General features: G+C 57.8%; 22 protein-coding genes. 9 read left to right on the top strand and 13 right to left on the bottom strand.

The genetic code is table 11. From position 1 onward, the window contains the following. Window positions 1–22 precede the first annotated feature (22 nt). Genes I6J19_RS02065 through I6J19_RS02055 form a run of 3 tightly spaced genes read left to right on the top strand, consistent with a single transcriptional unit; the run spans window position 23 to window position 5173 of the window. Window positions 23–1036: a class C sortase gene (locus tag I6J19_RS02065; RefSeq protein WP_222867139.1), complete on the top strand. Its 1014-nt coding sequence runs from the start codon at window positions 23–25 to the stop codon at window positions 1034–1036. Continuing rightward, complete coding sequence (locus I6J19_RS02060; RefSeq protein ID WP_038627382.1) at window positions 1029–1940, top strand: isopeptide-forming domain-containing protein; 912 nt, start codon at window positions 1029–1031, stop codon at window positions 1938–1940. Before I6J19_RS02065 ends, I6J19_RS02060 begins: the two co-directional genes overlap by 8 nt. Beyond that, window positions 1940–5173, top strand: a complete 3234-nt coding sequence (locus I6J19_RS02055) for an LPXTG cell wall anchor domain-containing protein (RefSeq protein ID WP_187402544.1) — start codon at window positions 1940–1942, stop codon at window positions 5171–5173. Before I6J19_RS02060 ends, I6J19_RS02055 begins: the two co-directional genes overlap by 1 nt. A gap of 107 nt (window positions 5174–5280) precedes the next feature. Here I6J19_RS02055 and I6J19_RS02050 read toward each other — a convergent pair whose 3' ends face one another. Continuing rightward, a complete protein-coding gene (locus tag I6J19_RS02050; RefSeq protein WP_038627385.1) occupies window positions 5281–5913 on the bottom strand; it encodes a trypsin-like serine protease in 633 nt (210 codons plus the stop codon). An 828-nt stretch (window positions 5914–6741) separates the two neighbouring features. Here I6J19_RS02050 and I6J19_RS02045 point away from each other — a divergent pair. The 5 genes from I6J19_RS02045 (at window position 6742) to I6J19_RS02025 (ending at window position 9607) form a co-directional block, all read left to right on the top strand. Further along, the gene (locus I6J19_RS02045) at window positions 6742–7269 is read left to right on the top strand and encodes an Asp23/Gls24 family envelope stress response protein (protein WP_038627386.1); all 528 of its coding nucleotides are present in this window, start codon (window positions 6742–6744) and stop codon (window positions 7267–7269) included. A 65-nt stretch (window positions 7270–7334) separates the two neighbouring features. Continuing rightward, window positions 7335–7532, top strand: a complete 198-nt coding sequence (locus I6J19_RS02040) for a hypothetical protein (RefSeq protein ID WP_005511694.1) — start codon at window positions 7335–7337, stop codon at window positions 7530–7532. Continuing rightward, window positions 7529–8617: an Asp23/Gls24 family envelope stress response protein gene (locus I6J19_RS02035; protein ID WP_038627389.1), complete on the top strand. Its 1089-nt coding sequence runs from the start codon at window positions 7529–7531 to the stop codon at window positions 8615–8617. Before I6J19_RS02040 ends, I6J19_RS02035 begins: the two co-directional genes overlap by 4 nt. Beyond that, window positions 8604–9059, top strand: a complete 456-nt coding sequence (locus tag I6J19_RS02030) for a hypothetical protein (protein ID WP_038627391.1) — start codon at window positions 8604–8606, stop codon at window positions 9057–9059. The genes I6J19_RS02035 and I6J19_RS02030 overlap by 14 nt, the downstream gene beginning before the upstream one ends. Further along, the gene (locus I6J19_RS02025; protein WP_038627393.1) at window positions 9056–9607 is read left to right on the top strand and encodes a hypothetical protein; all 552 of its coding nucleotides are present in this window, start codon (window positions 9056–9058) and stop codon (window positions 9605–9607) included. The genes I6J19_RS02030 and I6J19_RS02025 overlap by 4 nt, the downstream gene beginning before the upstream one ends. 59 nt (window positions 9608–9666) lie before the next feature. Here I6J19_RS02025 and I6J19_RS02020 read toward each other — a convergent pair whose 3' ends face one another. The 4 genes from I6J19_RS02020 to I6J19_RS02005 form a co-directional block, all read right to left on the bottom strand. Continuing rightward, window positions 9667–10245: an RNA polymerase sigma factor gene (locus I6J19_RS02020; protein ID WP_038627395.1), complete on the bottom strand. Its 579-nt coding sequence runs from the start codon at window positions 10243–10245 to the stop codon at window positions 9667–9669. Between the two features lie 108 nt (window positions 10246–10353). After that, entirely contained in the window at window positions 10354–11784 is a 1431-nt protein-coding gene (locus I6J19_RS02015) for an ABC transporter permease (protein ID WP_038627397.1), read from the bottom strand. Next, window positions 11771–12508: an ABC transporter ATP-binding protein gene (locus tag I6J19_RS02010; RefSeq protein WP_038627399.1), complete on the bottom strand. Its 738-nt coding sequence runs from the start codon at window positions 12506–12508 to the stop codon at window positions 11771–11773. Before I6J19_RS02010 ends, I6J19_RS02015 begins: the two co-directional genes overlap by 14 nt. Window positions 12509–12517: 9 nt before the next feature. Beyond that, on the bottom strand, window positions 12518–13621 hold the full coding sequence (locus tag I6J19_RS02005; RefSeq protein ID WP_038627401.1) for an efflux RND transporter periplasmic adaptor subunit: 1104 nt from the start codon (window positions 13619–13621) through the stop codon (window positions 12518–12520). Between the two features lie 359 nt (window positions 13622–13980). Between I6J19_RS02005 and I6J19_RS02000 the strand changes: the two genes are divergently transcribed. Then, window positions 13981–15510: a catalase gene (locus I6J19_RS02000; protein ID WP_038627403.1), complete on the top strand. Its 1530-nt coding sequence runs from the start codon at window positions 13981–13983 to the stop codon at window positions 15508–15510. A gap of 156 nt (window positions 15511–15666) precedes the next feature. On the opposite strand, the gene I6J19_RS01995 is transcribed toward I6J19_RS02000, so the two are convergent. The 8 genes from I6J19_RS01995 to I6J19_RS01960 form a co-directional block, all read right to left on the bottom strand. Then, window positions 15667–16023, bottom strand: coding sequence for a hypothetical protein (locus I6J19_RS01995; protein WP_038627405.1), 357 nt, complete (start codon window positions 16021–16023; stop codon window positions 15667–15669). 139 nt (window positions 16024–16162) lie between these two features. Continuing rightward, complete coding sequence (locus tag I6J19_RS01990) at window positions 16163–16462, bottom strand: hypothetical protein (RefSeq protein WP_038627407.1); 300 nt, start codon at window positions 16460–16462, stop codon at window positions 16163–16165. A gap of 588 nt (window positions 16463–17050) precedes the next feature. Beyond that, entirely contained in the window at window positions 17051–17392 is a 342-nt protein-coding gene (locus I6J19_RS01985) for a monovalent cation/H(+) antiporter subunit G (protein ID WP_016421914.1), read from the bottom strand. Window positions 17393–17416: 24 nt separating this feature from the next. Beyond that, entirely contained in the window at window positions 17417–17707 is a 291-nt protein-coding gene (locus I6J19_RS01980; protein ID WP_005511667.1) for a monovalent cation/H+ antiporter complex subunit F, read from the bottom strand. Then, window positions 17704–18186 (bottom strand): Na+/H+ antiporter subunit E, encoded by a 483-nt coding sequence (locus I6J19_RS01975; RefSeq protein WP_038627409.1) that lies wholly within the window; start codon window positions 18184–18186, stop codon window positions 17704–17706. Before I6J19_RS01975 ends, I6J19_RS01980 begins: the two co-directional genes overlap by 4 nt. Further along, a complete protein-coding gene (locus tag I6J19_RS01970; protein ID WP_235191224.1) occupies window positions 18186–19727 on the bottom strand; it encodes a monovalent cation/H+ antiporter subunit D family protein in 1542 nt (513 codons plus the stop codon). The genes I6J19_RS01975 and I6J19_RS01970 overlap by 1 nt, the downstream gene beginning before the upstream one ends. A 23-nt stretch (window positions 19728–19750) precedes the next feature. After that, window positions 19751–20233, bottom strand: a complete 483-nt coding sequence (locus I6J19_RS01965) for a sodium:proton antiporter (RefSeq protein WP_038627412.1) — start codon at window positions 20231–20233, stop codon at window positions 19751–19753. Then, window positions 20230–23379, bottom strand: coding sequence for a DUF4040 family protein (locus I6J19_RS01960; RefSeq protein ID WP_081913989.1), 3150 nt, complete (start codon window positions 23377–23379; stop codon window positions 20230–20232). Before I6J19_RS01960 ends, I6J19_RS01965 begins: the two co-directional genes overlap by 4 nt. Between the last annotated feature and the right edge of the window lie 320 nt (window positions 23380–23699).

The raw sequence follows: 23699 nt of genomic DNA, 5'->3' as shown, positions 1-23699 counted from the left end.
GGGTAAACACTCTGCGTCGACGCTGACGCGGGACGCATCAGCTGACCAGCCTGATCAGCCTGAGCAGGCGAAGAAGAACAGTATGGTTCTCCCCGCAATTCTGGTGATTGTGGGTTTGCTTGTGATGCTGTACCCGGTTGTCTCCACGGCATTGAACAACTACGGCACCTCTAAGGCGGCTAAAGAGTTCGCCAAGTTGGAAAAGTCCGTACCCCAAGAAGTTAAAGATGAACAGTGGGAACGCGCTCATTCTTACAATGAGCGCCAGACCACCGGCCCGATTCTGGACCCGTGGCTTAACGAAGTTAATGACCACAACCCCGAGTACGCCGCTTATCTCGATCAGCTAAACGCTACGGATGTGATGGCGCGTTTGATCTTCCCAGAGATTCAGGCCGATCTGCCGATTTACCACGGCACCAGCGATGAGGTGCTCGCCAAGGGGCTCGGACACCTATACGGGTCCGATCTTCCAGTCGGCGGTGTTGGAACCCACTCCATCATTACCGGTCACACCGGACTTACTAACGTAACGCTCTTCGATAACCTGCGGAAAGCAAAAGAGGGAGACGCCTTCTATATCCAGGTCGCTGGTCACAAGCTGAAGTACGAGATTGATCAAATCAAGGTTGTACTTCCGCATGAGACCGATGATCTTCGTCCCGTTGAAGGCCAGGACTACATCACCCTCATCACTTGCACTCCTTACGGAATTAACACGCATCGTTTGCTAGTGCGTGGGCACCAAGTGCCGATGGATCCGTCGGAAAGCAAAATCTTCGACCAAACGCACGGAGCTGGATGGCAGTGGTGGATGTACGCCCTGCTTGTAGCGGTACTTGTGCTTGGTACGGGCTTTGCGTGGTGGCTCTGGCGCCAGCGCCTCGACGCCGACGAAGAGCTTGACGACGACGCCGAGAACGCGGACGTCGAGACTGCTGATGGCGACGCAGACAGCGATGGACTCGCTGACGGCAGCGAATCAGCGTCCGAGGATAATAACAACACTTCGTGGTGGGAAAACGACAATGAATAAATCTTTGACATCCCCCTGGAACCGGATAGCTGCGTTCTTAGCTGCCTGCGCTCTGGTTTCAGTAATGGGTGCAGTTGGCGCGAATGACGCCAACGCGGCCAGAATTGTTGGGCATCAGGATGCCCCGGGCGTTTTAGCAAAGAGCGGCACGGACATTGTGCGAATTACCTTGAGCCCAGGAAACCCGGACGATGATAATTCGCCAGCTTCGGGTTCTATTTCTGGTGTGACCGTCCATCTGGAGCGCCTCAAGGGAGTCTCGCCGTCTAGTCCGCAGGACCGCGAGAAGGTTGAAAAGGCCACTGCCGCTGAGCTTGCGGCGTGGCCGAAAGACCTTCACTTTAGCCAGGTCACTGATGAAAACGGCTCCGTGAAGTTCAGCGATCTGCCGCAGGGTATCTACCTCGTTACCTCGACTGCGCCGAACGACAGCTACCGGGAAATTAATCCCTTCCTAGTATCGGTGCCGTTCTATGGGCTGGATTATGACTCCACTCCGGTAGAGGGAGTCATTGTGGCGAAGTCGCATAAGCCGGGGGAGACGCCACCACCGTCGACACCTCCGACAACCCCGCCGAAGACTCCGCCAACGACGCCGCCGGCAACACCGCCGACAACTCCGGGGACATCGACGCCGCCGAAGACTCCGCCGACCACTCCGGGGGAACCGGGAACTTCGACGACCACTTCGACTACCTCCACGCCACCTGATGAACCTGGTACCTCGACGCCTTCGGGCTCTTCGGGTTCATCCTCAAGCTCGGGAAGTAGCGGAGAATCCGGCTCCTTGGCGCTCACCGGTGTGCAGGTAGCAGGGCTGGTAGCTGCCGCTGCAGCACTAATCGGTGGAGGATTCGTCATTATCGCCGCTAGCAAGAAGAACTCAGAAAGTGGGAAGAACTAATGTTTTCGACAACATTCCGCTTGCCGGATTCAATGCGAACTGCGCTTCGCATGTTCTTGGCCGCTTTGCTGGCGGTAGCTCTCGTTGTCAGCGGTCAGGCTTTTGCGCCCAACGCGCCACAGGCACAGGCGCAGACGGAGGTCATTCCGACGTCTCCGCCAAAGTATGAGTTTAAGAAGATCAAGGTGACTCCGAAACCGGGCGATGCAAAATTCGAGTTCACTATTGATACTGACGCGACGATTGACAGCCTTCAGCTCAATGTCGGTGGCTCAGAGTCGATTCAAACTTATCGATTGAGCATTAATGGCAGGATGATTCCAGCCCAGTTCGACCAGAATCTACCGACTAGTGACGCGCGACGGGCACCAGTGGAAGTTGTGCACAGTGGGTTAAATCAAACGGTGAAAGCGGGCGATAAAATTAACTTAGAGTTATGGATCAATAATAGGGTAGCAACGGGCAGCGTATCTCTGACTCTTCGCGGCACTACCGCAGGTTCGACTGAGCCCACCGAACCAAGTCAGCCAACCGACCCGTCAACTGACCCGACGGAGCCTACCCAGCCGACAGAGCCAACTGAGCCCACCGAGCCCACCGAGCCGGAGGATCCGGAGCCGGGAACGATAACTCCAGCAGAACCGACTCTTGTCGACCCTGCTACTGCGCCGGAGTGCGTGGAGAAGGCTTACATCAATATCCCGGACACCAAGGGTGTTGATTACTACCTCAACGCAAAAAAGGCACCAGCTGGCCCCCATGTCTACGAGCAGAACAAGCCGGGTACGGTCAAGGTCACTGCAGTAGCGCAGCCAGGGTTTAAGCTTGCCCCGAACGCGCGTACCGAGTGGACCTTCAACCTAAGCGGCGAGGTAAAAGACTGCTCAGATTCTTCTGAAGACCCCAAGCCACCGGCTGTCGAAGGGCGCCACTTTGATGCCATCGGCCACGAGTTTGCAGTTAAAGCTGACCCAGTAGATCCGAAGAAGCCCAACGCCTTTACGGCTAAGGTGACTGAGGAATCTCACATGAAGTACGCAACGGTGCGTATCGAGACTGACGCGACTTTCTTGGATCCACAGAAGTACAACCTCACCCTGGACCAGATCGAGCCTGGTGTGACTTTGCAGAAACGAAACGTCAATATTGGCAACGGCTTCATCACTATGGACGTTGTTCCGGTGAAGGATGGCAAGCCGGTTGATTCTGCCGTTGTGCCGAAGGATGCGGTATTCACCTTTACCAATAATCTCTCGCAGAACAAGAATTTGAAGGTCACTCTTGATGTCTACGGAGAGAAAAAGGACACACCAAAACCACCCGAAGTCATCTCCCCACCAGATGGAGCTAAGTGGGTGCAGGGGCGAGTCCCTAACCCCCCGATGCCGCAGCGTTGTGGCCTGCGCATTGCTGTAGTAGCAGACCTTTCGACATCGCTCCGTTACGCAGATACTGATGGTTTCGAAGCATCTAAAAAGGCCGCGAATGCATTTATCGATTCCCTGCAGGGCACCCCAGCCGAGCTCGGCATCTATAACTTCGCAAGTGGCGGTCCGGCTAATCAGGCTGGAACGACACACGGTCAGAACCCACCATATATTTCAATGCTGTCGGAGCAGGGCGTCCAGCGAGCAAAGGACGTAGTTAAGAACTGGAGCTATAACGCAAATAACAGTGCTACGAACTGGGAAGCGGGCCTGAAGCAGGTCAAGGATAACGACTACGACGTGGTGTACTTCATCACTGATGGTATGCCCACGACCTCCTCGACAATCAAGAGCAAGGGCATCGGTGGTGAATTCGTTCAGGCTAGTGCTCTCAACGACGCAATCAAAGCAGCCAACGAACTCAAAGCTGCCGGTACCCGTGTTGTGCCGCTCATGGTCGACCTGACTCTTGGCGGGCGAAGCAGCCAACGCCCCGTTGTAACGAATGATCTGGTGCTCAAAGACGCCAAGCGCATTGCCTGGACAGCAGATCCGGGACAAGATCCAGGTTTGTACTACAAAATTCGAAGTGACCACCCGCAGGCTAGACACGCCAATTACATCGGCACCGATACTTTGGTGAACTTGAAAATGGCGTACGACGCGGCCGGCAGCCAGACCCTGCAGGTGTTTGAGCGCCTGCCCAATGGGGGGCAAGAGACGGTCACTCGCAATCAATCGAGGTGGACCTACGGGACGCGTGACGTCAAGACCATGGGCGAGGATATCTCGGGCGCTGGTGACACGGTGCGGGTGTCTAACTACAGCAAGCTTGCCGAACAGATGAAAACAATCGCTCAAGACGTAATCACACGATGCAACGGTGTCGTGAAGGTAAAGAAGCGGATTGTCGATGAAAACGGCAAGGTCCTCGAAGACGGCGCCCCAGGTTGGGAGTTCACTCTTTCTGCGAAGAACAATGTCATCAGTTCTGGTAATGGCCCGTTGGTTCATCAGTCGATGAAGGTAACCTCCGGATCTGAATCCGATAAGGGTACTGCATCGTGGAACATTGAAAGCGAGCGTGAGCAGTCGCTGGTTCTGGCTGAAACACAGAAGCAGGGCTTCACTTTGTTCCGCCGCGGTGACACCTTGGATTCCACCGGTGACTTCAACGCCGTATGTACTCAAACCCGCGACGGGAAAACCTCACCTCTCAAGGTGGAGAATGTGGGCGAGTTCGGTTTCCGCGTAAAGATGTCGGAATCCAATAAGGTCCTGTCTTCCATTTCCTGTGTCGTCGATAACTACGAAGCACCGGACACCAAGCCGGGCAAGCTGACCTTGGAAAAGGCAGAGTACGTCGATGGTGAGGGAGTCAAGATTCTACCGGGACTTGGTGGTGCGACCTTCGATATCTACCCCTCGGCAGGTGGTCAGCCAGACCACAGTGGAGGACCGGTCTACACCATCACGCCTGATCAGAAGTCGATTGAAATCACTGAGACTGGCACTTTCTACCTTGTAGAAACGATGGCACCGGCAGGACTTAGCCTGCTGCCAGAGCCAGTAGCTTTTGAAATCTCAATTGACCAGGAGACCAAGGAGTACACCGTCTCAGTGGTAGGTGGCAGCAGCCCGCTTATCAAGGCCGAAGGCTCCGGCGAACTCATGATCATGCAGGTGACCGACACCAAGACCGGTAAGCTGCCAAAGACCGGCGGAAACGGAGTTCTTCTCTGGACACTGTTTGGTGCGGTAATCGCAAGCTGCGGTTGGTTCTGGACTCGTCGCCAGCAGTCCTAATAACAAGAATGGGTTCTGTGCAGTCGCCTGCACAGAACCCATTGGGCAGCACAAAGAACAAGACTCGCGTCCCACCCATCAGGAAGCCCTACGCAAACAAAGCCCTCTTACCAGGGTGAATTAGCGGTGATATAGGAGCCAAGCTGCTGCCCGTTCCCATCGATGATGTTCCAATTAGTCGATACAACGCCAACAGCACCTTTTTCCGGAACCCATACAGGGCCACCGGAATCGCCGCGTTGAGCGTGTACGTTCTGAACCTGTAGAGCGTTGTCCTCGATTTGGTATGCCTCTCGATCAGCGGCTAAACCGCAGGAAACTCTCCCCGTAGTGTTTCCGTAAATGCAGACCGTCTCGCCAGTTTGAACATCTGTGGGGGATAGAGTCGAATCGCCCGAATACGAATTCTCACCGGCAGTAGCGGGGTCGTCAAGCGAGACAACTCCAATGTCGTTCCCTGTATCTAGTGAATGGTCATAGGTGGGAGACGGTTGGAATACTCCAATTTTCTGAAAGGTCCCATCCGTCACCGTGTCTCCTTCTTGCCCACAATGACCTGCTGTGTAGATCTGAGAGTTGGTCTTGTCGACATAGCCGGCTGTACAGACACTAGCTTGCGGTCCATCAGCGTGAATGATGACAACTGGATCGCCTTGGTTGATGGTGGCCGCGTAGGCCGGTAGTCCGGTTGTAGCCGTGATAATGGCAGTGACAGTGAAAATCCATGAAGGTCTATTCATGGGGAAATCTGCTCCTCAGTGAGTTGGTCGGTGGCGGCCCAAAAACTGGTTGTGGCGTTTTCAGGCCGCACATTGAAAAGCATTTCCTCTGGTTGGGTTTCCTAGAGGGCGAATACGAACGCGCATGGTGAGCGTCCAATCATCTTAAAGATGCGTAAAAACGAAGCTAATCTCGTCGAAAAAGATGGAACTTATGCGTGCTGGGCAGTTTATATACCCGTTTCGTATCGCGAATATAAGGAAATGTATAAAACTATCAGTTAAGGCAAAACCTACGCCGAACTGAGCAATCATGCGCGATAGCGTTCTAAAAATGGGGTAGAAGAAAGGTCAACGCCTATCGGGGGAGCATGGCTAAACAGCTGCACTAACCAGCAGCAGAGTTGCCGCTGGCACTGTCGCCGTCGTCAAGCGCGGCAACGAGATCGCAGCTCACGCGAGTTCTGATCGTAGTCGGCATTAACACACCGCTGAAACGTGGAATCTCGCTGTAAGTTGCCACTCGTTATACAAAGTTGTCGAATTTGTTAGCAAACGGCTGGCACGTGGGGTTCGTTCGTGATGTCAGAACGGGAAAATGAGAGGTCATATCCTGCTGTCAAGCAGGGATAATCTAGAAATTACAGAGCTCTCCGTGATGCCGGGGAAGAAAAGCACATCAAGTCTGTAATCCAGTTTTTCTAAGAGACTTTCATAACGAAATCCCTGCTGGAGGGGCTCTCTCGCAGTCATGTACTCCTAGCCACGCTGCAGGTTGCCTGTGGCGGCTATAGCATCGGCATTGTCCAGACATTTCGTCTACAACACTGAGAACAGGAACGGCACATCATGGCTGACAACACAAAGAACACTGCTAAGAGCACCCAGGCGACTCAGGCTGGCTCGGACTCCGCGAATAAGGGAACCGGCCACGGCCACACTTCTATCGACGACAGTGTCGTCTCCAAGATTGCAGGCATCGCTACCCGCGAGGTCTCCGGTGTCTATGACCTTGGTGGTGGCATGGATCGCTTCGCTGGTTCCGTCCGTGAGTTTGTCTCCGGCGGCAGCGCCAACGTGTCCCAGGGAATTGCCGTTGAGGTCGGCGAGCGCCAGGCTGCAGTGGACGTCACCATCATTGCTGAGTACGGCGTTGCCATCCATGAGCTGGCAGAGGCTATCCGTCAGAACGTCATTAGCTCCGTTGAGCGTATGACTGGCCTCGAGGTCACTGAAGTCAATGTTGATGTTTCCGATGTTCACACCGACTACCAGACCCCGCAGGAGCGCGAAGAAGAGGCCGCTAAGCAGCGCGAAGAGCAGCGCAAGGCCATCGCGGCTGCTAACGAGCCCAAGGAGCAGCCACGCGTTCAGTAGTTAACAACTATTGCGCGTCGAGGCCGGGCAAGATGGGCAGTTAAGCCCGTATAAAGGGGAATTTCATGTTCGATAATTACACAAAGACCTTCGCGACGATTGCCGTTGTCCTGTGCTTCGCCGCAATGATTGGTGGTTTCACGGGTTTTCTTGCGGTTATTGCCTTCGGAGGTCTGGCCGGTGCAGCCGGTGCGGTACTCGATGGCAAAATCGATGCGCCCGAACTCAACCGTAAGTTCAACCGAGGAGGCCGCCGACGGTGACTATCCACGTTCCAGCAACGCGTGGCACCACCGTCGTAAGCGAGAAGGCAATCCGTCGCATCGTAGAGATGGCCGTGCGCGCGGTTCCCGGCACCCTCGACCAATCCCGTGTGCTAGGGCGCGACTATCCAATTGTCTCTATCGATAGTGAGATTGCCCCTAGTTCTGCCACGACCAATGCCGTTAGTGCAGTTCGAGTCGCAGTTCGCGCCGTTGCATCATGGCCGGCGCCGACAGCGGAAATTGCGGTGCGCATTCGTTCAAGCGTCGCCGCCTGGCTCGCTGATATGGCCGGCCTTGAAAATGTCACCGTCGATGTTGACATCGACAGCGTCGAACCCGGGCACGTGCGTGTCACCCGACAGGACTTAGCGTACTTTTCAGATCACCCGCAGTTGACACCTGTCCGGGTGAACCAGCAGGTAGTGACCGCACCGCAGGTGCGGCGGGTCCCAGAAGTGCGGTCCATCGCCGTGCCGACGCCGCAGCCAGTGCGCAGTATTTCAGTACCGCAGCCACAGTCAGTGCGTAGCATTCAGCCGGTGACACCGCAGCCGGTACGCAGCATTACTCCGCCGCGTCCGGAACGAGTACGCAGTGTCCCAGCACCTACTCCACAACCGGTGCGCTTCATCACGCCGCCGAAGCCGCAACCAGCTGTGGCTATTAAGGCGCCGAAGCCGCAACCGGCCCGTCGCGTTGTTGCGCCACGGCCGTTACCGGTGGCTCGCACCTCGGCACCGAAGCCGGTACAGGTGCGTCGCACACCAACTCCACGGCCAATACAGCTGCGAAAGGTCACAGCACCAAAGCCGACGTCCTTGGTGCAGGTGAGTGTCCCCCGGCAACCAAAGCTGCGTCCGGTACGAGTGCCGTCGCCACGCACAATTAGTGTTAAGGTGCCACGACCAGCGCTACTGCGGCCGGTTAAAGTGCCGCGTCCAACCCGGTTGAAACAAGTTCGCGCACCGCGACAGGAGCAGCTGCGCCCGGTATCCGTGCCACAACCACGTACCGTGGTGGTAAGCACGCCAGAGCCGCGCCCACTGAAAAAGATTGAGGTGACACCCTATGACGCCGACTGAGAGGTCATCGGCCGCGGTGGTCTCGGACGAGTCAGTCGAAACTCGCCATGGACGTGACCCGCGTCAATCACCAAAGGTCCGCGGGCTGGGAGTTTTCGCCGGTCTGTTGATGATCGCAGTGGCCGTAGTTGCAGGTAGAGAAGCAATCATCAGTGCCAATAGCTCAGGTGACACCTCATGGTTACAACCGGTATTCGACTGGTTCAGCAACCCACAGGGCTCAGCCGCGTCATGGGTGTTGCTCCTCGTCGGAATCCTCGCTGCAATCTATGGGCTGGGACAGCTCATCGCGGTGTTTCTTCCCGTCCCGCGCCGGTATGTACGCGTCGATGACGATGGCAACCTGCCAGTGTGGATGCATGAGTCTGACTACCAAGAAATCCAGAATGGCACGGCACTTGCTTCCGGAACTCACGGTGGATACGAAGGTGATGACAAGTGAAAACATCAGTAAGCGTATTCGACCGAATTGTGTTGTTCCTCTTCTCAGCGCTGTTACTACTGGTAGCAACATGGGCGATTGCTAGCTACTTCGATGTCGCTCCTGCACAGTGGCTTCATGACACCGGGCGGATGGAATCCTGGGGAAAAATACCTGAGCAAAGCTGGTATGTTCCCGTCCTCGGTGTAATTACAGCGATTCTAGCGGTGGTCGGCTGCAGCTTGGTGGTCGCTAATCTGCGATCACACCGGTTCAGCACGGTTTCCGCATCCGAATCACAGGAAAAGTTAGGAGAGATTTCGCTGCCGGTCGCCGATGTTGCCGATGCGGTGTGCACCGATCTAGAGCGCAACGCCCACATCAACCAGGCGGATTCACGGGTCTACCGGGATAATGGAATCCCGACGTTAGAAGTGACTGTGGCGATGCCGCCGCAGGCGAGCCTCCCCGCCGTTGTAGCTGCCCTGAAAAACGCGGAGCGTGAAATGCGTGATGCCCTCGGCCATGCGGATATCGCCTCGACCTACAAAATCGAACTGGACCGTTAGTTAGCCTCGCGGGAGAGACAACCTACAACGGCTAGCTACGTCCTCTGGCTGGAACGGGCCTAAACAGCTGTAGAGTCGCCGTTGACACTGTCGCCGTCGCCAAGTGCGGCAACCAAATCGCGGCGCGCACGGGCGACGCGTGAGCGAATAGTGCCCACGCGACAACCTGCGATTTCCGCGGCCTCCGCGTAGGAGTAACCCAGCACCTGCGTCAGAATGAGCGCCTCGCGGCGTTCTTCCGGCAGCTGCTCCAGCAGCACGCGGGCGTCGGCGAGCTCTGACCACGACTCGCCAGTCGTAAACTGCTCGGCAGCGTTTTCCACTTCCACCGCAGACTTCTTCGGGCGCGCCGAATCATGGCGGACCGAATCCACCCACACGCGCCGGGCCAGCGACAACAGCCAGGTGCGGGCAGAAGAACGCGCCGCAAAACGGGGAAGTGCCCCCATGACACGCAGATACGTCTCCTGCGTTAAATCATCCGCAGCATCAACGCCGCCCAGATGTGCGACCAAACGCCACACGTCCTTCTGCGTCAGCCGCACGAACTCCGTCAGCGCAGCCTGATCACCGCGACCGGCTTTCAGCGCCAGCTGCGTGATGTATTCGTCATTAGAGACGAGGCGTGCAGGAGTCATGGCAATAGCTTAGCAACTTAAAACCTAAAGATAATTCGCCTGGCTGCACGTGGTCTCACCTGCAAAAAGCAGGCGGCGACGCAGCCAGGCGAACTAGGGGCTGAAGTGTTAGAAGCGGATGGCGTCGATGGGCTTGACGCGGACTGCGATGGTGGCCGGGATAATACCCGCCAGCGCGCCCACGAATGTCGCGACCAACACGCCGATTACAGCGGCCGTGACGGGGTAGGCCACGGCACCGGTCTCCAGCGGCAACGCCAACATCTTATCCAGCGGCAGCTGCTTGACCGTGATGATCGAGGCAATCACGCCAACCACGCCCGCCACCGTCGTGGCGACAATCGACTCCAAGAACACAGAGATAAAAATCCGGCCTGCCGACGCGCCCATTGCGCGACGAATACCAATCTCACGGACACGGTGGCCGATGGTGACAATCGAGACCGTGAGCAGGCCCAACGCGCCAAGCGCGATCACAATGCCACCGATAATGCCCAGCGCCGTAGTGATGGTGTTATTCATCTCCTGGGAAATCTCCGTGTCCTTCTCCGACAGGGAGGTATTCACCTTCCAGCTGGGGCCGAGCTCCGCCTGGAAAATATTGTGCAGCGCCTTCTGGTTCTCCTTCGCGGACTCCTCAGGCGTTGCGACGAGCAGTTGCGGCTCACCCACCGGACCCTCGTAGCCGGCATTGAGGAAGGAATCGTAGTGCGTGACAACGCTCGGGGCGTCCCACGATCCGAGGGACTTATACACTCCCACCACGGTGAAAGTGGTGTTGCCGGTTTCCTTCAAGGTGAAGGTTGGGTGGTCGGCTAGCGCTGGGTTTCCCAGGCTCTCGTAGAACTGGTCGTTGACCACCACGGGGTTCATCAAGCGCTGGCCATCGGCATCTTCCAAGCGGCGTCCCTGCACGATGGTGCGGGCGTAGATGTCGAACCAGCCCGGGTCAGCGGCGATCAGCTCCGGAGTACCTGGCGAAAAGCACTCGTAATCATCCGGTGCGCAGTCATCCATATTGTGCTCAGGTGTGGCTGGCTGCATGCGAACCCGCGACCACAAGTTGGCATGGGTGGTCTCTACCAGGCGATGCGTGGCAGCGGAAAAAGCGTCGTTGATGGACCCGTCCGGATTGATGACGCTCAAATCGTCCGGTCCGTTTCCGCCGACGCCCGCGCCGCCGAAGCTGCCGAAGCTATCGGCCATTGTGCCGGCGCTGCTGTCACCGAAGCCGCCATCGCCGAAGTCTCCACTATCCTCAGAACCGGAACTACCCGCTCCGGCAGTCAACGTGACCGTGCCGGCGACACCCGTGCTCTGCGCGGTTACCGCATCCTGAGAGCTGGTGAGAATATTGCCAAGCGCAATGACTGTGGTCATCGCCCACACTGCGGCGGCCACACTGACCAGCGACAGCATGATGCGGCCACGGTTAATGCGCAGCTCATGCCACGCTTCCAGCAGAGCGCCGAGATAAGGCGTTGCTGCATAGAGGAAGGAAGGCCGTGACTTCGATTCTGTTTCTTTATTCGTCGTCATCAGCAACCTCCTCGAAGCCGTGCATAGCGTTGGCGGCAGATAGCAGGACGGAGTCGGCGTGCAACTGACCGTCGCGAAGCTCAAGTGCCCGATCGCCGCGCTCGGCGACCTCTAAATCGTGCGTAATCACAATCAGCGCAGCATTGTTTTCCGTGGCGACTTCTTCGAGCAGATCCATGACGATCTTGCCGGTGTCGACATCGAGCGCACCAGTGGGCTCATCGGCAAGAATGAGCTGCGGTTGGCGCACGAGCGCACGGGCAATTGCCACACGCTGCTGTTCACCACCGGAAAGCTGCGAAGGCGTGGCCTCTAGGCGGTCTCCCAGACCGACGCGCTCCAGCATCGCGGCGGCGAGCTCGGTGCGATTCCAGAACTTCTCGCCTCGGTCGTACATCAGCGGAACCTCAACGTTTTCCAGAGTGGTGCGGGAGGGGAAGAGGTTGAACTGCTGGAAGACAAATCCTAAATTATCGCCCCGGAGCGCAGCGCGTTTCCTATCCGACAAGGTGGAAATATCAGTGCCGTCGAACGTGTACGTGCCAGAATCCGGCAAATCGAGCATGCCAATGATGTTCAGCAGCGTTGACTTACCCGAACCGGACTGGCCGACAATGCTGAGGTGCTCACCGCGTGGCACTTCGAGGTCGATGCCTTTCAAAATAGGCAGCTCCTCGCCGTTGGGGAGCGTCACTGTTCGAGTGACTGCGGTCAAACTAAGCATGGCGCGGGCCTACTTTTCAGAGCCAGCGTCATCGCCGGACTCGTCGAAGCCAGTGTCACTGCCTTCACCAGTGCCGGTGCCAGTGCCGCTGCCGTCGCCAGCGAACTCGTTCCTGTAGGAAGGCACATACTCCAAAACCTGCTGGCCTTCCTTCAGGCCACGCTTGATTTCAATGAAAGTGCCATCGTTGGCGCCCAGCTCGACCTTGATCTTGGTGGGCTTGCCGCCATCCTTAGCTGGAGCGTAGACAACACCTTCGCGGAAGCGTCCCTCCACGGCGGTCACTGGCAGTGCTGGAACCTCCGAGGTCGTGCCGCTGCCAAGAATCAGCGTTGCGGGAACACCTTCGTAGACGGTCTGATCTGCGGGAATATCGCAGCGCAGCTGTGGGCCGCCCGAGGAACTCCCCGCAGCGGCGGCACCCATGCCAGCACCCTCTCCGGCGCCGGTGTTCTGCGAGCCCGTGCCACTTCCCGTGACAGTCTTCACCGAATCACACAAAAATGGTGCCGGGCCATCGGTGATAGCGAGGCGGCCATTGTTAATCGAGTCTCCCAGCGTGTACAGCTGGCTCGGCTTAATAGGTGCTACGGCGTGGAAGCTATTCGGCGAAATGGTGCCAATTTCCTGGCCAATCTCGACCGTCTGGCCAATGACGATATCCCACTGCACAGTGCCAGAAGCCTTAGCGGTGATGTTTCCCCAGGTCACGGTAGTTTCGGGCGCGGCAGCTGCGGCGCTTTCATCATCGGAATCCGCGCTGCCGGAGGTGCTGGCATTCTCGGACACCGAGGTTTTCTTCACCTGAAGCAGGTTTTGGCCCTCTACGGCGTTGCCACCGCTGTTGACAAAGGCGTCAGTGATTTCACCAGACGCGTTGGCACGGATCACGGTGGGCTCATCCGGGACGATGGTGGCAGACAGTTTCTGCGTGTTATTGATCCGCTGAGGGGATAGCTCCGTGGTGGGTTGGGAGAAATCACCGGTTGCTTGCGCATAGCCCTCGTCGTTAGCGGGGAAGAATGCGATCTTGAGAAGCGCAATGGTCGCCAGCAACGCCAGCGTGTACTTGAAGACTGTGAGCGCTTTTGCGCCCCTCCCTTGTTTTTTCATGTCTGCAGAAGTATCCGATCAGAATCCAAATTGACAGCGTGGTACGCGACAAATCCTACCCGTAACCCGCGCGGGCAGCGGTAGTGCTGGCTATACCTTTTATTCAGTGCTGATAGGTATTGCATGAAAGCGCAGTAAGTGCTTTTCGACGGTCATTGTGTGCGGTTTTCTTCGAGAAAAATCTGCCTTTTTTGGGTCGAGTGTTCGTCGCCGATATAGCGAACCTAATCGGACTAATAATTAAGTCCATATATCAATCCCGGAGGACTGATAGGCAAAATATGAAACTTCGTGTAGGGTGGAAAACGTCAGGGCATGTTGCGACTGACATCTAGCCCTCGTCTTTAGGAGGAAACCCCATGTCGAATCTCTATGAAGGCTCCAATGGTCCGACCACTCGTCTTAACGGCGCGCCGGTTCCTACAGAGCAGCATTCGCTAACAAACGGCCCGCAGGGAGGTATCAACCTCCACGACATCCACTTGCTGGAAAAACTCGCACACTTCAACCGTGAGCGCATCCCGGAGCGCGTTGTTCACGCTAAGGGCGCAGGTGCTTTCGGTGAGCTGACCATCACCGAGGATGTCTCCAAGTACACCAAGGCTGCCGTCTTCCAGCCGAACACTGTCACTCCGATGCTGGCGCGATTCTCCACTGTCGCTGGTGAGCAGGGCTCCCCGGATGGCTGGCGTGACGTGCGCGGTTTTTCGCTGAAGTTCTACACCGAAGAGGGCAACCTCGACATCGTGGGCAACAACACGCCGGTGTTCTTTATCCGCGATGGCATTAAGTTCCCGGACTTCATCCACTCTCAGAAGCGCCTGCCGGATACGGGTCTGCGCGATGCCAATATGCAGTGGGATTTCTGGACTGCCTCTCCGGAGTCCGCTCACCAGGTCACCTACTTGATGGGTGACCGTGGTATTCCGAAGGACTTCCGTCATATGGACGGCTTCGGTTCCCACACCTACCAGTGGATTAACGCTGAAGGTGAGCGCTTCTGGGTTAAGTACCACTTTAAGACTCGCCAGGGCTGGGACTTCCTGACGGATGATGAGGCCGCTGAGCTGGTAGGCGAAAACACGGATCACGCTCGCCAGGATCTCTTCGAGGCAATTGAGCGCGGCGACTACCCAACCTGGGACGTCAAGGTGCAGATTATGCCTTACGACGAGGCTGCCGGCTACAAGGTGAACCCGTTCGACCTGACCAAGACCTGGTCGCAGAAGGACTACCCGCTGATTCCGGTCGGTCACTTCACCCTGAACCGCAATCCGGGCAACTTCTTCGCCGAGATTGAGCAGGCCGCATTCGCGCCGTCGAATACCGTGCCGGGTGTCGGCTTCTCCCCGGATAAGATGCTGCTGGCTCGTGTGTTCTCCTACGCTGATGCGCACCGCTACCGTCTTGGTGTCAACCATGACCAGCTGCCGGTGAACCAGCCGCGCTGCCCAGTGAATTCCTTCTCGCAGGACGGCTACGGCACCTACCACTACGCTGACCCGAATCTGCCGGTTCATGGCTCCAACGCCGCCGGACGCGGCCCGGAGGCCGATACCGCGGCTGCGGCCAAGGCCGCTGGCTGCCCAGTCCACTCCGGTCACGCGGGGCAGGTTGACGCTGGCACTTTTGGCCAGTGGGAAAGCGTGGGCGAAGAGTTCTACGCCGGCGCCTACGTGCAGCACCCTGAGGATGATGACTTCTCGCAGGCAGGCGATCTTGTCCGCAATGTGATGGACGATGCCGAGCGCGATCGCTTGGCAAACAACATCGTCGGTGCCATGCAGGGCGTTTCCCCAGAGGTGGAGCAGCGTGTCTACCAGTACTGGACCAACGTTGATTCCTGGCTCGGTGCTGAGGTGGAAAAGCGCTTCAAGGCAACGAAGTAAGTACGAAAAGCGTTAGCCCTGCAGGTGGTTTGACCAGCTGCAGGGCTAACGCTTTATTTAAAAATTCTGTCTGTGCATGACAGCCACGGGCTTTGTGGTTGCCTGCACGCCGACCCGTTTGGGGCGGCTAAGGAACAACCCTAAGTGTGAGCTGTTTTAGGCACCGATGCCCGGCATGCTCGGGGAGCCGTTGAAAATCGACTTCGGAGCAGCTGCGGCCTCGTCAGCCTCGTCAGCCTCTTCGGCGGACTCGGACACCTCTCGGCCCTGTTCGGCAGCGTCGGAGACACTATCAGCCTCAACACCACTGACGTGGGTGGAGTTGTCATTGTGTGTGGACTGATCGTTCGTGATGTTGATGTCCATGAAGTCGCGGCCGAACGGAGCGTTCCAGTCGCCGGTTTCCAGGAGGGTCAGATCACCATCGATGGTCGGGTTAATCTCGAAGGTGACGTTGACGGTCGGGCCGGAAGGCATTGCTTCCAGAACCTCAACGATAGGAGTGACGTCCATTTTTGGTGTTCCTTTAGACAGTAACGAAATGAAAAATATCGGTTTTAACTGAACAATAAACCGCAGTCTTTTTTAGAGACTCGCGGTTTATTGTGTCAAGGATTGGCAGAGTTATTGTCCTGCCATGAAGCCCGGGAGCTTACTTGCCGATGCCAGAAATGGTCGGGTTCAGGAAGTCGAAGTCCTTGGACTGGTCGACGTGGGTCTCCGGGTTCAGGAAGTCGGAAACCTCGGTGTCGTGGGAGTCGGTGGTGGAGTAGTCATCGTTGGAGGTGATGTCCAGGAAGTCGTTACCGAACGGCAGGTTCAGGTCGCCACCAACGTTAGCGAAGTTGATGTCGCCGCCAGCCAGCTGCTCGAAAGCCGGCAGCGGGCTCTCGACGGTGACGGCCGGAAGGGCTTCGAGGATGGTTGCGATATCTTCTGCAGAGCAGGACATGAGAAAATCCTTAGGTTCTCGGGGGTAAAGATTTTGAGTCGCTCTTGGCGATCTCACAGAAATTAAGTTAACCGATGGGCCAAGGGGCTGCAATGAAAAAATAGGTGGCTCGGTCCGCCTCCAGTTGGTTGTGTCCCCTGAAGCTCGCTCAAATCCATCTAAAAATATTGGAAAGAGGGCGGTTATGAGTCGGTCGGGACGACCCCGGCCTCTGCCTGAATATCGGATGACAAAAGTGTTGTTTTCCTAATCTTTACCGGGATTGCATTGATTGTTTTGTTCTTGGTGTCACAAAGGTGCAGGCAAACGGCGAATTCATCAAAAATGATAACCAAGGGTTCCCTAACTAAGGGAAACCAAAGGTTAGTTAACGGCAAAAACTGCCACTCAATTTAGGGGCATAAACGAGGTTAACGAGCGACCCATATCCTATGAGAGGTACATCACATTGTGGGAGGCCAAAAGTGTGGGGAAACATACCCCCTTTTGGGTAGGGTGGGTGGCCCAAAGGGGGTCTTGGAGAGCACTGAGAGGCTGCTCTGAAACCGGCCGGAAGCAGCGTATGCGGGACGCTTCCCGTGCCGCTAGCTACCGCTCCGGCACGTAGTCCTCAGCGGAGCCATCACGGGCACCCAGCACCGCGCGTCCAAGTACCTCGGATGCGACAGTGGCGACGACCAGGACAGCAACAATGGCCAGAATGGCGGTGAGGGTTTTGCCCCACGTCAAATCGCCCTGGTCGGCCTCTAGGACCAAGTTGGCAATCACCAGTGCGGGGATGCCCACCATGATTCCGGCTGAAAGCTGGTTCAACCGGCTCAAGGCATCTTTAGAGCGCCACATGGCCACGCCCGCCAGGAGCAGGTACAAAGATCCGCCAATGACCAGCACGGCAAACAATATAGTTACAAGAATTGAAGCGATACTCATATTGCGATTCGTCCTTAATCGGTCTTAGCGGCGGCCACGGGAAATAACTCGGGCCAGGCCCACGGTCGACAGAATGCCAAGCAGACCCGCCAGCATTGCAATATCGAAAGTGATGGCCGTAGTCCGCAGCATGGCAGTTGTGAGGAACACTCCCACCATGGGGTAGAAGGCAGCGTCGGAAAGCACTGCGCGTGAGACATTGCCCTTGACCCGGAAGATCAGCACCACGCCCACAAGCAGCGCCACTGAACATAGAGCAATGCCAATGCCGCTGATTACCTGTACTGCGGTGGGATCGATCAATGTGTCATTCATGAGCGTGCTCCTTTGTCTTCGCCTTTGGAGGCAATGCCATCCGGCAGCGGCAGACCATGGTCGACCTCAGCGGCAACGCCGACGACTGCATCCGGGTCAATGAACTTGCCCGCGCTGTACTCCTCGAAGACGAAAGCCTTCGGGCGGGGGACATCGCGGAGGCTGGGAACGAGGTGCTCCTCCATGTCGTAGAGGGAGTCGTACAGCGCGTCCAGGTCGGCACCGAAGATTGCGTGGATGATGAACAACCGTCCCACATCGGTCTCACGGACACCGCAGACTAGCGTGCCAGGAGTCATGGTGATGGACTCGGCAAAGAGAGTGACCTCAAGGTCAGACGTCACACGCAGCGGCAGCCCAATGAGCACCGGCTGCTGCTTCTGGTGCGAGCGCAGCGTATCGCGCACCACGTCCGTCGCAGCCACAACAACCTGCCAGACCAGCCAGAGGGAATAGCGGATAACATGCAGGAACTTCATCAGTAAATACCTCCGATGGCGTTTTCAACCCCGCCGAGAGTGGCCTCGCGGTAGCCATCAATATTCAGCAGCGCATCAGCCGCACCGGTAGTCGCCCAAGTGACGGCACCGACCGCGACAAACATTGCCACAGAAACAATTGCCAGCATGGCGGACGGCGCAACCAGCGCGCCCGGAACGCGAACGGAATCGTCCACACCCTGCATGGGGCGGCCCCAGAAGACCGCGCGCCACAGCCGAATCATGGCCAGCAGCGAGCCCAGCGAGGCCACGATGATTGCGGTGATTGCAATAATCGAACGGGCATCGCCAGTAGCGGCAGAGGCAAAGACAATGCCCACCTTGCCCCACACACCGGAAAATGGCGGGAAACCAACAATGGAGAAGCTCATCGCCGCCATCACCCAAGCGACTGCTTGGTCGCGGCGGGCAAGCCCAGAAAGCCTGGAGAGCGTACCCGTACCGTAGGTCTCTTCCACCGCACCGGAGCCCAGGATGAGGGCACCGACAGTCACCATGTGGTGGATCGCGTAGAAAATACCCGCAGCCAGTGCTGCCTTGGCGCCCTGGCCGTCGTTAGCATCCGTGAACGCCAGCACAATCAGAATGAACGGCATACCCGTGACCATCTGGTAGGCGAGCACCTCACGCATGGTGTTCTCGGCGAGACCAGCAAACGCGCCAACCAGCATCGAGATCGCCATGATGATAATGATCGGCCAGTGCCAGGAGGGGTTCATGCCCACAATCACGACGTAGATGCGGAAGAGCATGTACACCGCCACCTTCGTATGCACCGCAGAGAACAGCGCCATCACCGCAGGGCTTGTCGACGGGTACGTCCTAGGCAACCACGTGTGCGCCGGAACCAAACCAGCCTTCACACACAGTGCGATGATGACAATGCCCAACGCGACCACACCCGTGCCGCCAGGGCCGCCCTTGCTGGCCATGTCGGCCAGCATTGCGATGTTCACATTGCCCGCCGAGCCGTAGATCAGCGCGACACCAATCAGCAACACCGTGGAGGTCAAGAGGTTGACCAGCACGAAGTTACGGCCAGCAGCCAGGCGGTGCCAGGTACCGGTGACCGCAATCAGGCCGTAGGAGGGCAGCAGCATGACCTCCATGAACACGAAGAAGTTGAACAGGTCGGCAGTCAGGAAAGCACCCGACATGCCGGACAGCATCATCAGCGTCAGGGAAGGGAAGAAACGAGAGGTGTTTTCACCCGCGACGTGGGCGAACCAGTTACCGATGGCAACCACAGCGGCAGCCACACCCAGCATCAGCATGGAGAACGTGTCCGCCAGGAAAGGAATCGAGATACCACCGGGGAACGCGCCCACGCCGTGGCCGACCGGGCCGTTTTCAGTGACGTAGAACATCACCCAAAATGCAGCCAGCGACGATAGGGCCGGAACGGCGATGCCCATCGTCGCGCGCATCCACAGCTTCGGCAGGATGGCTGTGACTGCCGACAAAATCAGCGGCAGTGCCGCAAACAGTGGCAGTAGCGAAGACAAAGTTGAAGGGGACATTGCAGAGGTCATTGCAGAGGCTTCTACCATTTCTCGTCACCGCCGAAAGGAGTCTCGCGCGGGAACTTGTTCGGAGCCGAAGAGACCCCTGGGGTACCGGTGACCGTGGAGTCCGAGTCCGCCGGAACATTCTTACCCGCACGACGACCAGCCGTCGACAGCTGTCGCATAGCCTCGCGATCCTCATGGATACGAGTGTCGTCATCACGGCCCAAACCAGCCAGTGCCAGCATGAACGCGGTCACAGCCATGGTGATCACGATGGCCGTCAGCACGAATGCCTGCGGCAACGGGTCAGCCATCTGCTCGGCAGCGCCAGCGCCCGCAGTGGCTTCGTTGCCCAGCAGCGGCTCGCCGCGCCAGGCGCCGACACCCGTGGACAAAATAATCAGGTTAGCGGCATGGGAAATCAGAGTCATACCGATAATGGTGCGCAGCATGCCGCGCTGTAGCACCAGGTACGTGCCACCGCCAGCGAGGACGGCAGCCATGATGGCGATAATCACTTCTTGGCCTCCTCAACGGTGGCATGAGCTGGGGCGGGAGCACTTTCCGCTTCTGAGGCGAACACGCCCATCTCCGGCGGCACCCGCAAGCTAGAGCGGTCTGAGTAGAGATCCTGCATCACATCGTCCGACCCGGTCACCCCAGGACGGTTCGGGCCGCCCAGGAGATTCAGTGCGGTCGCCACAATGCCGATGACGGCCAGGTACACGCCGACGTCGAAAAGCAATGCCGTGGTGAGGTGCTGGCCCAGGAACTCGCCGTACAGCGGTGCCAAGAACGACCCCTTGGCGAATCCGATGAAGCCCGTGACGATTGCTGTTATGACACCCGCAGCGCTGAGCGCCACCGGGGTCTTCTTGCCGAAGACCAGCTCGTCGCGGTCCTTGGACAGGTAAACCAGCATCACGGCGGCGGCACCAATCAGCGCCGCGTTGAAGCCGCCACCCGGGGCGGTACCGCCGCGGTAGAGAACCACGGCAGACAGGGCGAACAGAACCGGCGACAGCCAGCGGACCAGCCAGCGCATCATGATGGAGTTCAGAGCGGGCTCCGCAAGCGGGGAGGGCTGATCGAGCAGGTGCGGGAAGCGAGGCATCGACGTGACAACCGCTGCCATCGCGACGCCCGCCATACCGAGAACCGCCAGCTCACCCATGGTATCGAAAGCACGGAACTCAACCAGGATCACGTTGACAATATTGGTTTCGCCCGTGACCTTCTCAGTGTTGTCGATGTACCACTGCGCAACCTCAGGCAACTGACGACGGCCAGTGAGGAACCACACCGCGCCGAACGTAGCCAAGCCTACGGCAGCTGCCACGACCGCGGCGGAAGCCTGGCGGTTCTTTGAGGTCTCAGAGAACGCGCGAGGCTGGAAGCGCAGCACCAGCATCATCAGCACGACAGTCAGGATTTCCACCATGAACTGCGTCAATGCCACATCTGGTGCGCCCAGCAGGAGAATCTGCAACGTGACACCAACACCGGTGACGCTGAGCAGCACAGCCGCCTGTAGACGGTTCTTTGCCCGAAGCGTGGCCCACACACCAATCAGGACAACGACCAGCGGAATCAGATCGGTCAGGTGGTCGATGTCGTCGATCTTCGGTAGCACCGGAGCACCGCCGACACCCGGAGCGATTGCAATGACCAGGGCGTACACCGCGAGCAGACCAAGCAGCGGCAACAGGTGACGCGACGGCTGATGCGAACGCGCCATCTTCGCCAGCACGCGACCCACGCGCTGCGAGACGCTCAGCGACGCATTGATTGCCTCCACGCCAGTGAACGGGAAGAGCTTGCGGTCGGCCATGACAGCGCCTACGCGAGCGCGAGTGAAGATGAAGCCCACGCCGACAGCCAGCACAATCACAGAGATAATCAGCGGCACATTTATTCCGTGCCACAGGCTCAAGTGCGATTCCTGAGTCGTGCTAGCCGGAAGCTGACCGACCGTATCCGCCACGCGGTCCAACGGACGGTTCAAAATAGCGCCGGCAGCGAAGGCTGCAGGCAGGCTCAGCACGCCAGGGATGGCGGCCGGAAGCCACAGCGAAATCGGGGCCTCAGTGATGTGGTCAACGTTGCGCGGACCATCCACGAACGCACCGAACACCAAACGTGCCGAGTACGCGAAAGTACCAATCGCACCAATTGCCGCCACTGTCAGCAGGATGACCACGCCGGTGTTGGTCAAAGGTGCGCCCTCGAATGCGGTCAGCATGCCCTCCTTCGACATGAAGCCGAAAAACGGCGGAATTGCCGCCATCGATGCCGCACCGAAAATCATCGAGCCAAAGCTCCACGGCATCTGCTTCCACAGCGGACCCAAGCGACGAATGTCGCGCGTGCCCGCCTGGTGATCAACCACGCCAGCCATCATGAACAGCGAAGACTTAAACATCGCATGCGCAATGGTGTGCACAACCGCAGCCATAATGGCGAACTTCGTGCCCACACCAATCGTGGCGACAATCCAACCCAACTGCGAGACCGTCGAGTACGCAATCAGCTTCTTCAAGTCAGTCTGCTGCAACGCAAAGTAGGCCGTGGCAACAGCCGTCCACATACCCATGACAATCAGCAGCAACTGCCACACGCGCACGTCCGCGAAGACCGTGGAAAAACGCATCAGCAGGTAAACGCCCGCCTTGACGACGGCCGCTGCGTGCAAGAAAGCCGAGACGGGAGTTGCTGCCGCCATGGCCTCTGGAAGCCAGGCGTGGAAAGGGAACTGAGCTGCCTTCGTGAAAGCACCCAGGGCCACCAGCGCGGCAATGAGACTGCGTGCTGCCGGGTTGGCCTCCCACTCAGGCGAAGCCAAAACCTCGGTGAGGTTCGTGGAACCGGTCAGCCACACAGCACCGCCGAGGGCGGCCAGAAGCAGCAGGCCGCCGGTGAAGGTCAGCAGGAGTGTGCGCAACGAGCCCAACTCGCCCGACGAGCCCGACCTTGCAATGAGCAGGAACGACGCCATCGAGACCAGCTCCCACCCAATGAAGAGGAGCATTATGTCGTCGGCAAGCACGAGGAGCAAAACCGCCAGCATGAACGCCGTCATCAGGACGTAGAAGCTCATCGCGGACTTCTTAGGCGGCAAATACGCGGTGGAGTAGATGAAGACTATCGAGCCCACCAACAGCGCCAAGAAACTGAACACCATGGAGAGAGGATCGAGCTTCAGCGCAAACGCCGCGTTTAGCTCCGGGGACCAGACGCGGGACCAGGTGAAGGTGGTGCCGTCGAGGATATCGCCCGTTACACGCGAAAGCTGGACCACCGACGCGAGAAAAAACGCGACGATGGGCCAGCCTGCGTGACGACCAAGGAGCTTCACAAACAGCGGGGTCAGCGCCAGGGCAACCGCGACCAACAGCGGGACCGAAAGGAGGGTCAGGCTGTCGGTGGAGGCTTGGGTGGCTTGAGCTGCTTGGGCTGCGAGCGTTGTCGCGTGCTCTGCGGAGCTGCTTGCTTGGGCGGTAATAGTTGCCGGGGCAGAAAGCACGGAATCTAAAGAATTCAATGTTGCCGATACGCCGCCGGACGCAAACTCAGAAGCCAATGTCTGGTCTGGTGGTGCGGTCGCCGACGGCGGACTGGCTGTAAAGGAGCTGGCTGATGCCAGAGCTGCTGCCAGGTGCGTCACTTGGGGGCTACTTTCACATTGCTGTTAAAAAAAGTTCGTACTTCTACAGACTAACAGCCACGAAATTGCTCTACGCGGGGTGAAAGGGGCATTTGGGGGAGTGGGGTAAGGCTCTGTGGACCCGGTAGCGAAAAAATAGTGGAACGATTGATGAACGGTGCGTCGGCGGGTGGGCATCTTCGCTACTTACGCCCAATCCGAGTTACTGACTGCGTTTATGTCAGGTGGCGTTGAGTCGATCCGAGTTACTGATTGCGTTTATGTCAAAAATGGCCCGAAAAATGGCCTGAAAGTGTCATAAACTCACACAGTTTCACATT

The sequence above is a fragment of the Corynebacterium amycolatum genome (assembly GCF_016889425.1).
Lineage (GTDB): Bacteria > Actinomycetota > Actinomycetes > Mycobacteriales > Mycobacteriaceae > Corynebacterium > Corynebacterium amycolatum.
This window is presented reverse-complemented; position numbering and strand designations above follow the sequence as displayed.

What these genes read in the sequence shown, in the direction of transcription:
- I6J19_RS02060 (WP_038627382.1), top strand. Translation starts at nt 1,029, where the DNA reads ATGAATAAATCTTTGACATCCCCCTGGAACCGGATAGCTGCGTTCTTA.
- I6J19_RS02055 (WP_187402544.1), top strand. Translation starts at nt 1,940, where the DNA reads ATGTTTTCGACAACATTCCGCTTGCCGGATTCAATGCGAACTGCGCTT.
- I6J19_RS02050 (WP_038627385.1), bottom strand. Translation starts at nt 5,913, where the DNA reads ATGAATAGACCTTCATGGATTTTCACTGTCACTGCCATTATCACGGCT.
- I6J19_RS02045 (WP_038627386.1), top strand. Translation starts at nt 6,742, where the DNA reads ATGGCTGACAACACAAAGAACACTGCTAAGAGCACCCAGGCGACTCAG.
- I6J19_RS02040 (WP_005511694.1), top strand. Translation starts at nt 7,335, where the DNA reads ATGTTCGATAATTACACAAAGACCTTCGCGACGATTGCCGTTGTCCTG.
- I6J19_RS02030 (WP_038627391.1), top strand. Translation starts at nt 8,604, where the DNA reads ATGACGCCGACTGAGAGGTCATCGGCCGCGGTGGTCTCGGACGAGTCA.
- I6J19_RS02020 (WP_038627395.1), bottom strand. Translation starts at nt 10,245, where the DNA reads ATGACTCCTGCACGCCTCGTCTCTAATGACGAATACATCACGCAGCTG.
- I6J19_RS02015 (WP_038627397.1), bottom strand. Translation starts at nt 11,784, where the DNA reads ATGACGACGAATAAAGAAACAGAATCGAAGTCACGGCCTTCCTTCCTC.
- I6J19_RS02010 (WP_038627399.1), bottom strand. Translation starts at nt 12,508, where the DNA reads ATGCTTAGTTTGACCGCAGTCACTCGAACAGTGACGCTCCCCAACGGC.
- I6J19_RS02005 (WP_038627401.1), bottom strand. Translation starts at nt 13,621, where the DNA reads ATGAAAAAACAAGGGAGGGGCGCAAAAGCGCTCACAGTCTTCAAGTAC.
- I6J19_RS02000 (WP_038627403.1), top strand. Translation starts at nt 13,981, where the DNA reads ATGTCGAATCTCTATGAAGGCTCCAATGGTCCGACCACTCGTCTTAAC.
- I6J19_RS01995 (WP_038627405.1), bottom strand. Translation starts at nt 16,023, where the DNA reads ATGGACGTCACTCCTATCGTTGAGGTTCTGGAAGCAATGCCTTCCGGC.
- I6J19_RS01990 (WP_038627407.1), bottom strand. Translation starts at nt 16,462, where the DNA reads ATGTCCTGCTCTGCAGAAGATATCGCAACCATCCTCGAAGCCCTTCCG.
- I6J19_RS01985 (WP_016421914.1), bottom strand. Translation starts at nt 17,392, where the DNA reads ATGAGTATCGCTTCAATTCTTGTAACTATATTGTTTGCCGTGCTGGTC.
- I6J19_RS01980 (WP_005511667.1), bottom strand. Translation starts at nt 17,707, where the DNA reads ATGAATGACACATTGATCGATCCCACCGCAGTACAGGTAATCAGCGGC.
- I6J19_RS01975 (WP_038627409.1), bottom strand. Translation starts at nt 18,186, where the DNA reads ATGAAGTTCCTGCATGTTATCCGCTATTCCCTCTGGCTGGTCTGGCAG.
- I6J19_RS01970 (WP_235191224.1), bottom strand. Translation starts at nt 19,727, where the DNA reads ATGTCCCCTTCAACTTTGTCTTCGCTACTGCCACTGTTTGCGGCACTG.